This window comes from Nocardioides jensenii JCM 1364 = NBRC 14755 (assembly GCF_001552535.1).
Classification (GTDB): Bacteria; Actinomycetota; Actinomycetes; order Propionibacteriales; family Nocardioidaceae; genus Nocardioides; species Nocardioides jensenii.
Window position 1 is genome coordinate 1 of record NZ_BCRJ01000104.1, and the last position, 15,030, is coordinate 15,030.

Below are 15,030 nucleotides of genomic sequence, written 5' to 3' on the forward strand. Positions count from 1 at the left end.
CCCGTGGTCCGACACCGCACCGCCACGCTCGTCCCGGTGGGTCGGTGTCTACGGTGCGGTCGCCTGGCTGGTCGCCGTGCTGCCGGCCCTGTCGATCGCCGCCGGGCTGCTGGTGCTGCTGCCCGCGCTGGACGGCACCGACAGCCTCGGTGAGGCGGTGGTGGCTGCCCTGCCCTGGCTGCCGCTCGCCGCGTTCACGGCGTACGCCGTCCTGATGGTTCTCGTGGTGGGCCTGACCCGGCTCTTCGCGCTGGCCGTCACCCCGGGCCCGCACCCGGTGCGTTCGTGGGCGGGGGTCTCGATCTGGGGCACCGTGCGGCTGCTCGACGAGGCCCGCGACTGGCTGTTCCCTGTCTACTCCAGCGCGATCACCCCGATCTGGCTGCGCCTGCTCGGCGCCCGCATCGGCCGCGGTGTCGAGGCCTCGACGGTGCTGCTGATCCCCAGCCTGGTGCACGTCAACGACCACGCCTTCCTGGCCGACGACACCCTGATCGGCTCCTACGAGCTGGGCGGGGGCTGGATGCGGGTCGAGCGGGTCAAGGTCGGCAAGCGGGCGTTCGTCGGCAACTCCGGCATGCTCGCGCCTGGTCGCAAGGTGCCCAAGCAGTCGCTGGTCGCGGTGCTCTCCGCGGCTCCGGGCCGCGGTGTGGCCAAGGCCGGCTCGTCGTGGATGGGCAGCCCGCCGCGCAAGCTGCGTCGTACGACGGGGGAGCGGGACAGCAGTCGTACCTACGACCCGCCCACCCGCCTGCACGTGCTGCGGGGGCTGGTCGAGACCGGCCGCGTGGTGCCGATGTTCCTCGGCGTGCTGCTCCAGCTCGGCGTCGGCGCCGCGCTGTTCTGGATCCTCGATGCGGGCGGCTACCTGCTCGCACTGGTGCTCGGCGGGTTCGTCATGGCCGCCGGCAGCCTGGTCGCAGCAGCCCTGACGACCGCTGCCAAGTGGGTCATCGTCGGACGTCACAAGCGGGGCGAGCACGCGCTGTGGACCTCGTTCGTGTGGCGCAACGAGCTGGCCGACACCTTCACCGAGGTGCTGGCCGCGCCGTGGTTCGCCCGGGTGACCTCCGGCACCGTCGCGTTGAACGTGTGGCTGCGCACGCTCGGCACCCAGATCGGGCCCGGCGCCTGGTGCGAGTCCTACTGGCTGCCCGAGACCGACCTGGTCCGCCTCGAGGCCGGGGCGACGGTCAACCGCGGGTGCGTCGTCCAGACCCACCTCTTCCACGACCGGGTTCTCAGCATGGACACCGTGGTGCTCAAGGCCGGGGCCACGCTCGGCCCGAACAGCGTGATCCTGCCGGCCGCGTCGATCGGTCGGCACGCGACCGTCGGCCCCGTGTCGCTGGTGATGCGCGGCGAGGGCGTACCCTCGCGGACGCGCTGGATCGGGAACCCGATCGGCCCCTGGGAGGAAGAGGACGCGTGAGGCGAGGCGGCACCGACAGTTATGTTCCCGGGCACGGTGACGCGTCGTACGACGTGGAGCACTACGGGCTGGCGCTCGGCTACAAGCTGATCGGCAACCGGATCGACGGCGACGCCACCCTGCGCTGCCGGGCGCGGGCGAACCTCGAGTTCCTCGAGCTCGACCTGCACGCGCTGCGACCGGCGAAGGTCTTCCTGGACGGCAGGACGGTCTCCTTCACCCACCGCAACCAGCGGATCCATGTGAAGCTCTGCGGCACGATCCCCTCTGGCGAGACCTTCGACCTGCGGGTGAAGTACGCCGGCAGCCCGAAGCCGGTGCCCTCGAGAGTGCTCGGCACGTCCGGGTGGGAGGAGCTGGCCGACGGCGCGATCGTCGCAGCGCAGCCGCACGGTGCACCCTCCTGGTTCCCGTGCAACGACCGACCCGACAACAAGGCGACCTACTCGATCGCGGTCTCGGCGCCGTCGGACTACTACGTGGCGGTCTCGGGCGAGCTGGTCTCGAGCAAGCGCAGCGGCAGCGCGACCACCTGGCTCTACGAGCAGCAGTCGCCGATGCCGACCTACCTCGCCACCGTGCAGATCGGGCGCTACGAGATGGTCGAGCTCGAGGCCGACGTACCCCTGCGGGTGATCGGGCCGACCGACCGCGACGAGGACGCGTTCGCCGCCGGGTTCGGCCGGCAGCCGGAGATGCTGGCCTTCTTCGTGAAGCTGTTCGGCGACTACCCGTTCGCGTCCTACACCGCGGTGATCACCGACGACGATCTCGAGATTCCCTTGGAGTCACAGGGGTTGTCGACGTTCGGCCGCAACTTCATCAGCGAGGACTGGGACGCCGTGCGACTGGTCGCGCACGAGCTCTCGCACCAGTGGTTCGGCAACGCGGTGACGTTGACGAAGTGGAAGGACATCTGGCTGCACGAGGGCTTCGCCTGCTACGCGGAGTGGCTGTGGTCGGAGGAGAGTGGCGAGAAGTCGGCCGACGATCGCGCTGCCCATCACCACCGCAAGGTCGCTGAGGACGACGGGCCCGACCTGCTGCTCGGCGACCCCGGCGCGGAGCTGATGTTCGACGACCGGGTCTACAAGCGTGGTGCGCTGACGCTGCACGCGCTGCGGGCCGAGGTCGGCGACGAGACGTTCTTCGAGACCCTGCGCAGCTGGGTCGAGGCCCACCGTGGCGGCAACGTGACCACCGAGCAGTTCATCGAGCACGCCGCCTCGGTCGCCGGGCGAGATCTCACCGAGCTCTTCGATGCCTGGCTGTTCAACGTCGGGCTGCCGGACCTGCCCCGGCTCTGAGCCCCGGCACGAGTACGACGACCGCGGCCGCGAGGCCGATCGGTGCCGGGATCTCGCGGACGTCGTGATCGGCCAGTCGCACCGACGTCATCGGGACGGCGAGGCCGGTGCCACGTGCCTTCAGGACCGCCTCCTTGGCGGTCCAGGCCCAGGCGGGCTCGACGTCGACGGGGTCGTCCGGATGCAGGACCAGCGCCGGCTCCCAGCGCGACTCGACGTCGGCGACCACCTCGACGTCGACTCCGACCGGGCCGGTCGCGACTGCGGTGACCAGGTGGTCGCCGGCCCGCGAGAGGCTCACCCGTGCGCCACTGGCCCACGGGCGCCCGTGGGCGTCGGACCCGCAGCGCGGACACAGCCGACCCACCCGGATGCCGCCGGCCTCGACTGCGAGGAGCCCGGCCACGTGCTCGGTCAGCGCAGCATCAGCGTCACGTGTGCGTGAGTGCCAGGCGATGTCGGCGACCGCGTCGTCCGGGAGGTCACCGGAAGAACTCATGGCGTGAACCCTATTCGCGGCGCCACCCTTGGCCCTAATGTGACGGGGGCCACATGTGGGGACCGACAAAGGAGTCGTTTGCATGAAGTGGAAGATCTCGGGCGCGACTGCCGCGGCAGTCACGTTCCTCACCGCCACGTTGGTCGCCGCTCCCGCGGCCCACGCCGCCGGTCCGTCGTACGTCGCCCTCGGTGACTCCTACGCCTCGGGCACCGGCACCCGCAGCTACGTCGACGACGGCACCTCGTGCCAGCGTTCGACGTACGCCTATGCCTCGTTGATCGCGGCAGCGCGCGGCTACTCGCTGAACCTCCGGGCCTGCTCGGGGGCGAAGATCCCCGACGTGACCAACAACCAGCTGAGCGCGCTGACCACGACCACGAAATACGTCTCGATCTCCATTGGTGGCAACGACGCCGGCTTCGCCGACGTGCTGACCGAGTGCGCCATGCCGGGCTGGATGAGCGACTGCAACGGTGCCATCGACGGCGCCCAGGCCTACATCAACAACACCCTGCCCGCGAAGCTGTCCACGCTCTATGCCTCGATCCGGGCGAAGTCACCCACCGCCAAGGTGGTCGTGGTCGGCTACCCGCGCATCTTCAACGGCGAGGACTGCAACGCGCTGACCTGGTTCAGCCCGGCCGAGGAGACCCGGCTCAACGCCACCGCCGACCTGCTCAACAGTCGCACCGCCACGCAGGCCAGTGCCAAGGGCTTCAGCTTCGCCAACCCGACGAGCAGGTTCATCGGCCACGCGGTCTGCGACGACCCCGAATACCTCAACGGGCTGTCGAACCCGATCTCGGAGTCCTACCACCCGAACAAGGCAGGGCACGCCAGCGGCTACGCGCCCGTCGTGAGCCCGCTGCTCACCGGCGCGTCCCTGAAGGTCGACGCCGCCACCCTGGCAGCTGCGGCCGGGAGCGCCGACGAGCTGGCCGAACGGCAACGTGCGTACGCCGCGGCCGACTCCACGATCGAGCCCGAGGTGTTCCGACTGCCCGACCTCGACAGTCCGCGTGCGCGTGCGGCGGCGCGCAGGGCCGGCATCGACATCGATCGATGGGTGGCACGGCACGCTCACCGCTGAGACGCGCCCCGATCCTGCGCTCGTCTGCGCCCGCACGGCCGATGTGGGGCAAAAATCGCCCCAGAGCGCCTCGATCACCCCCTCAGTGGAGGAAGAGTTCCGTCCTCGTCGGTGGAAGAACGTGCCACATGGAGAAAAGCGTGCAATACTCAAGGTGAACAGAAAGTGAACAGGAGGTGTCCCATGCGCAGCCAGAACCAGAACGACCGTCCCGCGATGACGTGGATCGAGGTCAAGGACGCGACGGGTCGCACGCACCTGGAGGCACGCTGGAGCGTCACCACGCACTCGCCGGCCGCCACCGTGCACGCGGCCTGACGACGAAGACCACACCGAGAACCGGCCCGCCACCCAGTGGCGGGCCGGTTCTTGCTTTCCGGTAAGCATTGCCCATGCGTGCTGCGTGGCGTGACCTCTCCGAGCGACTCGGGCCGGGCACGCTGCGCGACATCTTGTTGGTGAACCTCGCCGTCGGCATCGTCGGCGTCTCCTACGGCGCCATCACCGTGGGTGACGGCCTGCCACTGTGGGCGCCCAACCTGATGTCGATCGTCGTGCTCGGTGGTGCCAGCCAGTTCCTCTTCACGGGCATCATCGGCGCCGGTGGCAGCGCGGTCGCCGCAGTCCTGGCCGGGCTCCTGGTCAACGCCCGTCACCTGCCGTTCGGCTTCGCTCTCGCCGGCACCGTCAAGGAGCGGCCACTCCTGGGGTCCTACCTGATGATCGACGAGGTCGTCGCGTTCGCCCTGGCCGAGAAGGATCCGGAGCGACGGCGCCTCGTGTTCTTCACGTGCGGTGCGTGCCTGTGGATCTTCTGGAACATCGGCTCCCTGCTCGGGGGCCTGCTCGGCAATGCGGTCACCGACACCGACGTCTTCGGTCTCGATGCGGCCTTCCCGGCCGTGCTGGTGGCCCTGGTGACGCCTGCCCTTCGTGACTCCCGGACCCGCACCGTGGCGCTGGTCGGTGCCGCCGTGGCGGTGGCGGCCACCCCGTTCCTTCCGGCCGGGACGGCGGTGCTCCTTGCCCTGGCCGCTCTGGTGCTGCTGCCCGTGCTGCGCCGCGACGACTTCCCCACTCCGGGCGAGGAAGCCGGTGATCGCTCGTGATCTCGGCTCCGGTGCTGATCGTGTCTGCCGTGCTGCTCGGCGTCGGCACGTTCGCCTTCCGTGCCGCCGGTCCGATGCTGCACACCCGGGTCGTGGTCAGCACGTCGATGCAGGCGCTGATGTCGATGTCGGCGACGGTGCTGCTGGTCGCCCTGGCCGCCACGTCCGCGGTCTTCGACGGATCCTCTCCGGCCGGGTGGGCTCGCGCGGCGGGAGTGGCGGTCGCCGTACTCCTGGCCTGGCGGCGGTCGCCGTTCGTGGTGATCGTGGTGGCCGCAGCGGGGACGACCGCCGTGCTGCGCCTGCTCGGCCTCTGAGCCCGAATCCACCGATCTCTCGGCTGCTGCGCGCCCCCATCCGGCGCCCCGGCGGCGTTGTCGCGCACTCGACGGGCCTCCGGCCCGCGTTCGGCACTCCGCCTTGCCGGCCCACCCGTCTGGTGACGCTCGCGACGCCGTCGATCGGTGGATTCGGGCTGAGGGCGAACGAGGTCAGTCGTCGGTGGAGACGCGTGTGCCGTTCTTGTAGACGATGCGCTCCTTGCGCTCGGGCACCGTCACCTCGGCCGCGACCAGGGGGTGGTCGGTGGCACGCTGGATCTCAGGAGTGCGCAGCGCGCGGTAGCTGCTGAACGCCACGTCGTCGGAGCCGAAGACCCAGTCCACGGCGAGCGGACGCGGCGGAGGGGCGCACGAGCTGCCGGTGCTGCCACCGTTGGCCGCCTTCAGCGCGGTGCTGGTGGTGACCCGGCAGAAGACGCCCTCCCAGTCGTTGAGGTCGCCGGTGAAGAAGATCGCCTCGCCGGGGTGGTCGGCGGCGAGCTGGTTGGCGAGGTTGATCTCGATCTGGGTGGCCGCGCCCCGCCACTTGGCCGCGTTGCCGTGGGCGTTGGCCGGGTTGTGCACGTTCATCAGCCACACCTTCTGACCGGTGGCGATGTGCTCGAGCTGGACCACGGGCATCTGCCGGGTCTGTCCGAAGAAGTAGGGGATGCCGAACGTCCGTGCCTCGACCAGACGGAACGTGTCCTTGCGCCAGGCCACCGCGTTCGCGTGCAGCTGTACGCCGGAACCGGCGGACGGGTAGACGTCGTAGGTGCCGCCGGCCTGGGCCAGGAAGGCACCCATCTGCGGTGCCTGGAACTCCTGGAAGCCGACCAGGTCGACCCCGTTGTTGCGCAGCGCGTTCACCGAGAGCGAGGTGCGCATGGCGCTGCCGGCCATGCCCTTCCGGTCGCCACCCGTGGCGGTGTGACTGGCCCCGAGCAGGTTGAACGACGCGATCGTGAAGCTGAACGAGGGGCGTACGTCGTACTTCGGCTTGGGCTTCCGCTTGATCGTGACGGTGGGCCCGACCAGCTTCTTGCGGGTGCCCGAGCCTTCGGGCTTCCCCTGCGTGCCGGTGGGCGAGGGCGACGTCGAAGGCGTCGCCGGAGCCGAGGACGAGGTGGTCGACGTCGGCTCCGCGCTGGTCTGCTGGGAGTCGTCCTTGCCGCCGAGCACGAAGCCGAAGGTCACCACGAGCACGGTGACCAGCGCGGCAGGCGCCAGCATCACGAGGAGCTCGGGAGGTTTGCGCACCGCAGAAGGTTACCCGGGATCGGACCTCGGGGCCGAACCCGCGTCTTGCACCGCGGAGGCGTCCGTCGTCACACCGCCGGTTGAGCGTCACGGCCTACTGTGGACCGCATGAGCGATGTCTTCGATGTCCTTGACCCTGCCGACGGATCCGTGATCGACCAGGTGCCCGACGCCAGCGTCGACGATGCCCGGGCCGCCCTCGACCGGGCCGTCGCCGTGCAGCCGGACTGGGCGGCGACCCCGCCCCGCGACCGCGGCGAGATCCTGCGGCGCGCGTTCGAGCTGCTCACCGAGCGGGCCGACGAGTTCGCCCGCACGATCAGCCTCGAGATGGGCAAGCCACTGGCCGAGGGCAAGGGTGAGGTCGCCTACGGCGCCGAGTTCCTGCGCTGGTTCAGCGAGGAGGCGGTCCGCATCCGCGGCAGCTGGCTGGCCGCGCCCGCCGGTGGCTCCCGTCTGCTGACCGTCAAGAAGCCGGTCGGCCCGTGCCTGTTCGTGACGCCGTGGAACTTCCCGCTCGCGATGGGCACCCGCAAGATCGGTCCCGCGATCGCGGCCGGCTGCACGATGATCGTCAAGCCCGCCTCCGCGACACCGCTGACCATGGTCAAGCTGGCCGAGGTGTTCGCCGAGGCCGGCCTGCCCGACGGCGTCCTGCAGGTGCTCACCACGAAGTCGTCCAAGGAGGTCACCGCAGCCCTGATGGGCGACCAGCGCCTGCGCAAGGTCTCGTTCACCGGATCCACCGCGGTCGGCAAGGGCCTGGTCGCCCAGTCGGCGGAGAACCTCCAACGGGTGTCCATGGAGCTCGGCGGCAATGCGCCGTTCCTGGTCTTCGACGACGCCGACGTCGACGCCGCGGTCGACGGCGCGATGGTGGCCAAGATGCGCAACATGGGTGAAGCCTGTACGTCGGCCAACCGGTTCCTGGTGCAGTCGGGCGTGGCCGAGGAGTTCACCCGGAAGCTGGCCGATCGGATGGCCGCCCTGAAGGTCGGTCGGGGCCAGGACGACGGCGTCGAGGTCGGCCCGCTGATCGACGCCGACGCGGTGGCGGGTGTCAAGGAGCTGGTCGACGACGCCGTGGCGCAGGGCGCCCGCGTGCTCACCGGGGGCGAGCCCGACGGCAACTTCTACCCGCCGACCGTGCTGGGCGACGTGCCGGCCGGTGCCCGGCTGAACACCGAGGAGATCTTCGGTCCGGTCGCCCCGGTCACCGTCTTCGAGACCGAGGAGGTCGCGGTCGCGATGGCCAACGACACCGAGTACGGGCTCTCGTCCTACGTCTACACCCGTGACCTGGACCGCACCCTGCGCATCGTGGAGTCGCTGGCCTTCGGCATGGTCGGGGTCAACACCGGGCTGGTCTCCAACCCGGCGGCCCCGTTCGGCGGCGTGAAGGCCAGCGGCTTCGGTCGTGAGGGCGGCTTCGAAGGCATCGAGGAGTATCTGGACACCACCTACGTCGGCATCGCGCACTGACTCCTCGCTGACGCGCCGTGGCCCGGCGTGGCAGGCTGGGGGTCATGGCTGACAACCCTCAGGGAACGCCGGGTCCCCCCACCACGATCGTCCTCTTCGGCGCCACCGGTGACCTCGCCCGGCGCAAGCTGCTGCCGGGCATGCTGCACCTCTGGCGTTCCGGGCTGCTCCCCGAGATGCAGGTGGTCGGCACCTCGCTCGACGAGCACACTCGTGAGTCGTTCGTCGACTTCGCCCGCGAGGCGATCGGTGAGTTCAGTGACGACGAGCAGGACAAGGACGAGTTCGAGGAGTTCGCCAAGCGTCTCTTCTGGGCCGACGACGGGGTCGACAATCTCAAGGCGGGCATCGCCGAGGCCGAGGCCGACTGCGACAAGCCGCAGGCCCGGCTGCACTATCTCTCCGTGCCACCGAAGGCCGCGCTCAGTGTGGTGGGCACGCTCGACGAGGCGGGGCTGGTCAAGAACAGCCGCATCGTGATGGAGAAGCCGTTCGGCACCGACCTGGCCTCGGCGAAGTCGCTCAACGACTCGATCCACAAGGTGTTCAAGGAAGAGCAGATCTTCCGCATCGACCACTTCCTGGGCAAGGAGCCGGCGCTCAACATCTTGGCGATGCGGTTCGCCAACGGGTTGTTCGAGCCGATCTGGCACCGCAACCACATCGACCACATCCAGATCGACATCCCCGAGACGCTCGGCGTCGAGGGTCGCGCCGGGTTCTACGAGGGCACCGGTGCCTACCGTGACATGGTCGTGACGCACCTCTTCCAGGTGCTGGCCTTCATCGCGATGGAGCCACCCACGGCGCTCGATCCGATCTCGATCAGCGAGGAGAAGCACAAGGTCTTCCGCTCGATGCTCCCGTTGGACCCGCACGACGTGGTCCGCGGGCAGTACGACGGCTACCGGGCCGAGGAGGGTGTCGACCCGCAGTCGGACACCGAGACGTTCATCGCGCTGAAGTGCTTCGTCGACAACTGGCGCTGGGCCGACGTGCCGTTCTATCTCCGCACCGGCAAGAAGCTCGCCGAGGGATCGCGGATCATCTCGATCGCGTTCAAGGAGCCACCCAAGTCGATGTTTCCCGAGGGCTCCGGCATCGGCGACCACGGCCCCGACCACCTCACCTTCGACCTGGCCGACACCGCGAAGATGTCGCTGTCGTTCTACGGCAAGCGTCCCGGGCCCGGGTTCGGCCTGAACAAGCTGTCGATGCAGTTCGCCATGGAGGACACCGGCTGGGCCGGCTCGATCCTCGAGGCCTACGAGCGGCTGATCCTCGAGGCGGTCAAGGGCAACCGCACCTTGTTCACCACGGCCGAGGGCGTCGAGCGGCTGTGGGAGATCTCCGAGCCGCTGCTCGAGCACATGCCCCCGGTCCGCAGCTACCCCCAGGGTTCGTGGGGTCCGAACCAGATCCACCAGCTGATCGCTCCGTTCGCCTGGCGCCTGCCCTTCGAACGCAAGTGGCGCGACAACTGATGCCACTGCGCTGATGGAGCCGTACGCCGAGGTCGTGGCGTCGTACACCACGTTCGCCGAGGAGGCGGCCGACTCTCCGTGCTTCGTGGAGTGGTCTCGTGGCGTGGCCGACGACCCGGAGGCGCAGGACCTGATCCGCACGCTGCCTCCGGTCAAGCAGCAGCCGAACCTGGTCTTCGCGGCCGCCCGCTGGCACGGCGCCCCGGCGCCCGGGCCGTACGCCGGTCTCCGGGCCACGCTGCTCGAGCGGTGGGACGAGGTGCGCGCCACGGCCCTGGCCCGTTCCACGCAGACCAACGAGGTCGGTCGGCTGGCCACCCTGCTGCCGGCGTTCGCCTTGCTCGGCGAACGGCTGCACCTGATCGAGGTCGGCGCCTCCGCGGGCCTGTGCCTCCACCCGGACGCCTACCGCCACGAGTGGGTGCAGTACGACGATCCGGCGGTGACGCACCACGTGGGTGAGGGGCCGGTGCTGACCTGCCGGGTCTCCGGACCGGTCCCGTTCCCGGAGCGGATGCCTGAGGTCGTCTCGCGGGCCGGCGTCGACCTGAACCCGCTCGACGTGACCGACGCCGACGAGATGGCCTGGCTGAAGAACTTGGTCTGGCCCGAGCAGGACGAGCGTCGTACCCGCCTCGCGACGGCGATCGAGGTGGCCAGGCAGGATCCGCCCAGGCTGACCCGTGGCGACCTCTTCGACGAGCTGCCGGGACTCCTCGGCGCGGCACCGGACGACGCGGTGACCGTGGTCTTCCACTCCGCGGTGATCGCCTACCTCGAGGAGCCCGACCGCCGGCGGTTCGCCCAGCTGATGGCCGGTCTCGTGGCCGAGGGGCGCTGCCACTGGGTCAGCAACGAGGCCCCGAACGTGCTGCCCGAGGTGACCGCCACCGGACCTGCGCCGACGAAGCCCGGCTTCGTGCTCGGCATCGACGGAGACTCGGTCGCCCTCACCCACGGTCACGGCGCGACCCTGCGCTGGCACCACACGCATCCTTGACGTTCGGACCGTGGATCCCCGTTGCCTTGACTTCAAGTTGACTTGAAGTTTCACCATGGAGCCATGAGAGCGATCAGACTTCATGACTTCGGCCCCGCCGACAACCTGCGGCTCGAGAAGCTGCCCGACCTGACCCCCGGTGACGGTGAGATCCGCATCGCCGTCGAGGCCGCCGGGGTCCACCTGCTCGACACCAGCCTGCGCGCCGGCGAGCCGGGCCCGATGCCGCGACCCGACCTCCCGACCGTCCCGGGCCGTGAGGTGGCCGGGGTGGTCGACCGGGTCGGCAGAGGTGTCAGCGAGAGCTGGCTGGGCGCCCGGGTCGTGGCCCACCTCGGCATGGTTCCGGGAGGGTACGCCGACCAGGCGGTCACCGCGGTCGACAACCCGAATCTGTTCCGGGTCCGCGACGGGGTCGACCTGGCCGACGCAGTGGCCATGGTCGGCACCGGCCGAACCGCGCAGGGCATCCTCGAGATCGAGCCGCCGATGGTCGGTGACGTGGTCCTCGTGCCGTCCGCGGCCGGCGGGCTCGGCTGGCTGCTGGCCCAGGCCGCACGACGCAGCGGCGCCCGGGTCGTGGCGTTGGCCGGCGGGCCGGAGAAGGTGGAACGCATGGACGAGGTCGAACCCGACCTCGTCGTCGACTACCGCGAACCGGGCTGGCGCAAACGAGTGGAGGACGGTCCCGGCCCGATCAGCCTGGTCTACGACGGCGTCGGCGGCGAGGTGGGCCGGCAGTCCCTCGAGCTCTTGCGCCCGGGCGGCCGCATGGTGATGTTCGGCTGGTCATCCGGTGCGGCCACCGAGTTCGACTCGGCGGACCTCGTGCAACGTGCCCTGTCGGTCTCCTGGAGCCTCGGACCGCGCATGGCCGCGCTCCCGGGTGGCATCCCGGGCCTGGCCGGGCGCGCGTTGAACCGGCTGGCGGCCGGTGACTGGAAGCCACTCGTGTCGACGTACCCGCTGGCCGAGGCCGCCCGGGCGCACGCCGATCTCGAGCAGCGACGAGCGCTCGGCAAGGTCGTCCTGCTGCCTCGCCAGTGAAGCGGCCGATGAATCGAAGTGCATTTGTCGGTCTGCCCGACGAGAATGGCCGCAGCCCGATCGGAGCACCTCGTGACTGACCTCCACCCACCGGCCCAGGAGCCGTTGGAGGAACCCCCGCCGCCCTCGCGGCCGATGCCGCGCGCCCTGATCCCGTTCCGTACGCCGGCCTACCGCAAGCTCGCCATCGCGCTGGTGTTCACGCTGTTCGCCTGGGGTGTCTGGGTGATCGCCCTGGTGTGGGAGGTGATCCGCCTCGGCGGCTCGGCCGGCGACCTCTCGTTCGTCGCCGGGGCCAACGCCGTCGGCATGCTGGTGCCGGTGCTCTTCGCCGGCGTGGTCGCCGACCGCATCCCGCAGAAGGTGATCCTGCTCGGCGTCGCGGCCGTGCAGTTCTCCGCCATCGCCCTGGTCGGCTTCCTCTCGCTGACCGACCTGTCGGGAATTCCACTCCTGATCGGCATCAACTTCGTCTACGGCTGTGCCACCGCGTTCTACTACCCGGCGTACTCCGCCTGGCTGCCGGCCCTGGTGCCCGAGAAGGACCTGCTCGCGGTCAACGGCTTCGAGGGGGCGGTCCGGCCGATGATCGGCCAGGCCATCGGCCCGGCGCTGTCCGGCTTCATGGTCGGCGCGGCCTCACCCGGCTGGGCGATCATGGTGGCCGCCGTCGCGGCCGGGCTCGGCATCCTCACCCTGCTCGCCGTGCCGCTCACGCCCGTGCACCGCGACCGCTCCGACGACGCACCAGTGCACCCGGTGCGCTCGGCGCTGACCGACATGGGCGAGGGGTTCGGTTACATGGTTCGCACGCCGTGGCTGCTGGCCACGCTGGTCTTCGCCAGCCTGATGATCCTGGTCTTCATCGGACCGTTCGAGGTGCTGGTCCCGTTCCTGATCAAGGACACGCTCGGTGGCGACGCCGGCGACCACGCCCTGGTGCTGGCCGCGTTCGGTATCGGTGGGGCGGTCGGGTCGTTCGTGATGGGCTCCCTGCCCATGCCGCGGCGCTACCTGACGGTGATGAACCTGCTGTGGGGCGTCGGCTGCCTGCCGATGGTGCTCTTCGGCGTGGTCGACCACGTGTGGATGCTGGTCGGTCTCGGGCTGCTCCTGGGCGGCATGTTCTCCGCGCCGATGGTCATCTGGGGCACGCTGCTGCAGCGCCGGGTGCCGCCGCACATGCTCGGCCGGGTCTCGTCGCTCGACTTCTTCGTCTCGATCTCGCTGATGCCCGTCTCGATGGCGCTGGCCGGCCCGGTCTCGCAGGTGATCGGCGTCCGGGAGACGTTCTACGTGGCCGGTGTGGTGCCGATGGTGGTCGCCGTGGTCGCGGTCATCTGGGCTCGCCTCCCACAGGACGAGCTCGCGAATCCTCTCAACTGAGTGTCAGCCGGGCAGCTCGGCGCGGCCCTTGATGCCGAGCTTGCGGTAGACGTTGGACAGGTGCCACTCGACGGCCTTCACGGTGACCACGAGCTGCGCGGCGATCTCCCGGTTGGTCAGGCCCTGGCCGGCCAGCTCGACGACGCGCAGCTGACTCGGCGTCAGGCTCTCCGTGCCTGGCGGCACGACGATCCCCGGAGGCTGGTCCAGGCGCTCCAGGAGACGACGTACCCGATCCAGCAGGGGCCGCAGGCTGGCCCGGCCGGCGATCGCCTCGGCCTCGCGCAGCAGCGCGATCACCCGGGGGCCGCGATCCTCGTGGAGCAGGACGAGAACGCCGGACAGGTCGGTCAGGATCTGGGCGCGCAACCTGGGGGCCTCGTCGCCCTCGAGCTCCGCGAGCGCCTCGGTCAGCAAGACGCGGCGGGCACTGGACACGTCGACCGCAGCCACGGTGCGCAGTGCCTGGGCGCGGGCGTGCGCCGAGCCCGTGGAGCGGGCGCGGTAGAGGTGGTCGTGGGCCAGCTCCACCGCTTCCGGGGCCTGCCCCAACCGCACCAGTGCCAGCGCGAGCCCGGCCCGCCAGGGGAGGACGTCGGGGTCGTCGGGTCCGACCTCGCCGGCTGCGCGGAAGTGGTGGGCGGCGACCTCGTGATCGCCCTGGAGCTCGGCGATCCCGGCCAGCGCCCAGTGGGCCAGCCCCGCAGCCGGATGCGCGTCGGGCACGCGGCGCACCGCGTGGGCCAGCTGGTGGGTGAGTGGGGCGACCTGCTCGTGCTCGCCGCGGGCGAGTCGGCACTCGACGATGCCGGCCAGCACGGCCGGGTCAGGGTGCACCGGGTCGAGCAGCTCCTCGAAGGCCGCCAGGGCGTCACTGATCCGGCCCCTGCGCAACATCTCGCGAGCGCCGTGGATCGAAGCGCCCGAGGTGAAAGGCACCCCCATGCCGATCAGGCTAGGTCGTTTGGGCGTTCATTCACTAGACATCTGTCAAGGGATCACCCAAACGGGGTACGGCGGCCTGGTCGGATCGGGCCACCGGACACCCCAGTAATCGCGTCGTCCCTTCCCAGGAACCCCAGCAGCCGAGTGGCCGCGGTGGAGCCGTCACCGACCGTCACGCAGGGGGCGAAACGGGAGCCACGATCGCTCGCGTCGACCAGAGCGTACGCCGGGAGCAGCAGGTCGGCGGCCAGGCCGTCAGGAATCGGCGTGGTTCGGCGGGTCGAGCGGGCGACGTCCCAGCCGTGCACCGCGATCTCGAGCGCCGCGGTGTGCAGCACGGTGTCGCCGGCCAGCCCTCGGTCACCCAGTCGTACGACGACCGCGGCCGGAGACGTCCACGCGCCGAGCAGGGCACAGGCCTTGTCGAAGAGGACGCCGACCGGCGTGGGCTCGGAGACCGGGATCGGGTAGGGGCCGATGAGACCGGTGCTGGCCTCGGTGAAGGCATCGAGTCCGTCGGACATGTGCTCGAGGAGCTCGCCCAGGTTCCACTCGGAGCAGGGAGTCGGAAGAGTCAGGTCGGTCGTGGAGGCCGCGAGGAGGGTGCCTCGGGTGTAGCCGATGGCACGCTCGAGCAGCTCCACCGCGTCGGTGGACATGGCGACC

15 protein-coding genes are annotated in these 15,030 nt (G+C 70.3%); 11 read left to right on the plus strand and 4 right to left on the minus strand.

From position 1 onward, the window contains the following. Positions 1–1,432, plus strand: a 1,432-nt coding sequence (locus tag NJ4_RS20605) for a Pls/PosA family non-ribosomal peptide synthetase (RefSeq protein ID WP_322787641.1), incomplete at its 5' end; no start/stop codon positions are given. Then, the gene (locus tag NJ4_RS20610; protein WP_067439752.1) at positions 1,429–2,739 is read left to right on the plus strand and encodes a M1 family metallopeptidase; all 1,311 of its coding nucleotides are present in this window, start codon (positions 1,429–1,431) and stop codon (positions 2,737–2,739) included. The genes NJ4_RS20605 and NJ4_RS20610, both read left to right, overlap by 4 nt. On the opposite strand, the gene NJ4_RS20615 is transcribed toward NJ4_RS20610, so the two are convergent. Beyond that, positions 2,705–3,238, minus strand: coding sequence for a 4'-phosphopantetheinyl transferase superfamily protein (locus NJ4_RS20615; protein WP_067439755.1), 534 nt, complete (start codon positions 3,236–3,238; stop codon positions 2,705–2,707). The genes NJ4_RS20610 and NJ4_RS20615 overlap by 35 nt on opposite strands. 82 nt (positions 3,239–3,320) lie before the next feature. On the opposite strand from NJ4_RS20615, the gene NJ4_RS20620 reads away from it, so the two are divergent. From NJ4_RS20620 to NJ4_RS20630, 4 genes are all read left to right on the plus strand, one after another. Continuing rightward, on the plus strand, positions 3,321–4,331 hold the full coding sequence (locus tag NJ4_RS20620; protein ID WP_067439758.1) for an SGNH/GDSL hydrolase family protein: 1,011 nt from the start codon (positions 3,321–3,323) through the stop codon (positions 4,329–4,331). 183 nt (positions 4,332–4,514) lie between these two features. After that, positions 4,515–4,649 carry a hypothetical protein gene (locus NJ4_RS26990; RefSeq protein ID WP_281178373.1) on the plus strand — a complete coding sequence of 45 codons (135 nt, stop codon included), beginning with the start codon at positions 4,515–4,517 and terminating at the stop codon, positions 4,647–4,649. A gap of 74 nt (positions 4,650–4,723) precedes the next feature. Next, positions 4,724–5,440: an AzlC family ABC transporter permease gene (locus NJ4_RS20625; protein WP_067439762.1), complete on the plus strand. Its 717-nt coding sequence runs from the start codon at positions 4,724–4,726 to the stop codon at positions 5,438–5,440. Next, positions 5,437–5,757, plus strand: a complete 321-nt coding sequence (locus NJ4_RS20630; protein WP_067439767.1) for an AzlD domain-containing protein — start codon at positions 5,437–5,439, stop codon at positions 5,755–5,757. The genes NJ4_RS20625 and NJ4_RS20630 overlap by 4 nt, the downstream gene beginning before the upstream one ends. Before the next feature lie 174 nt (positions 5,758–5,931). Here the strand turns inward: NJ4_RS20630 and NJ4_RS20635 are convergent, their stop codons facing one another. Then, the gene (locus NJ4_RS20635; RefSeq protein ID WP_067439770.1) at positions 5,932–7,020 is read right to left on the minus strand and encodes an endonuclease/exonuclease/phosphatase family protein; all 1,089 of its coding nucleotides are present in this window, start codon (positions 7,018–7,020) and stop codon (positions 5,932–5,934) included. Between the two features lie 108 nt (positions 7,021–7,128). Between NJ4_RS20635 and NJ4_RS20640 the strand changes: the two genes are divergently transcribed. The 5 genes from NJ4_RS20640 to NJ4_RS20660 all read left to right on the plus strand — a co-directional run bounded on the left by NJ4_RS20640 (position 7,129) and on the right by NJ4_RS20660 (position 13,419). Next, positions 7,129–8,502 (plus strand): NAD-dependent succinate-semialdehyde dehydrogenase, encoded by a 1,374-nt coding sequence (locus tag NJ4_RS20640; RefSeq protein WP_082748965.1) that lies wholly within the window; start codon positions 7,129–7,131, stop codon positions 8,500–8,502. Between the two features lie 44 nt (positions 8,503–8,546). Next, positions 8,547–9,986 carry a glucose-6-phosphate dehydrogenase gene (gene zwf / locus NJ4_RS20645; RefSeq protein ID WP_067439776.1) on the plus strand — a complete coding sequence of 480 codons (1,440 nt, stop codon included), beginning with the start codon at positions 8,547–8,549 and terminating at the stop codon, positions 9,984–9,986. A gap of 13 nt (positions 9,987–9,999) precedes the next feature. Then, entirely contained in the window at positions 10,000–10,986 is a 987-nt protein-coding gene (locus tag NJ4_RS20650) for a DUF2332 domain-containing protein (protein WP_067439779.1), read from the plus strand. A 63-nt stretch (positions 10,987–11,049) separates the two neighbouring features. Then, positions 11,050–12,033, plus strand: a complete 984-nt coding sequence (locus NJ4_RS20655) for a zinc-binding dehydrogenase (RefSeq protein ID WP_067439782.1) — start codon at positions 11,050–11,052, stop codon at positions 12,031–12,033. A 72-nt stretch (positions 12,034–12,105) separates the two neighbouring features. After that, positions 12,106–13,419: an MFS transporter gene (locus NJ4_RS20660; RefSeq protein ID WP_217996937.1), complete on the plus strand. Its 1,314-nt coding sequence runs from the start codon at positions 12,106–12,108 to the stop codon at positions 13,417–13,419. 3 nt (positions 13,420–13,422) lie between these two features. On the opposite strand, the gene NJ4_RS20665 is transcribed toward NJ4_RS20660, so the two are convergent. Together NJ4_RS20665 and NJ4_RS20670 are read right to left on the minus strand one after the other, a co-directional pair. Next, complete coding sequence (locus NJ4_RS20665; RefSeq protein ID WP_067439785.1) at positions 13,423–14,364, minus strand: helix-turn-helix transcriptional regulator; 942 nt, start codon at positions 14,362–14,364, stop codon at positions 13,423–13,425. A 53-nt stretch (positions 14,365–14,417) separates the two neighbouring features. After that, a complete protein-coding gene (locus tag NJ4_RS20670; protein WP_067439789.1) occupies positions 14,418–15,023 on the minus strand; it encodes a TIGR03086 family metal-binding protein in 606 nt (201 codons plus the stop codon). Positions 15,024–15,030 lie beyond the last annotated feature (7 nt).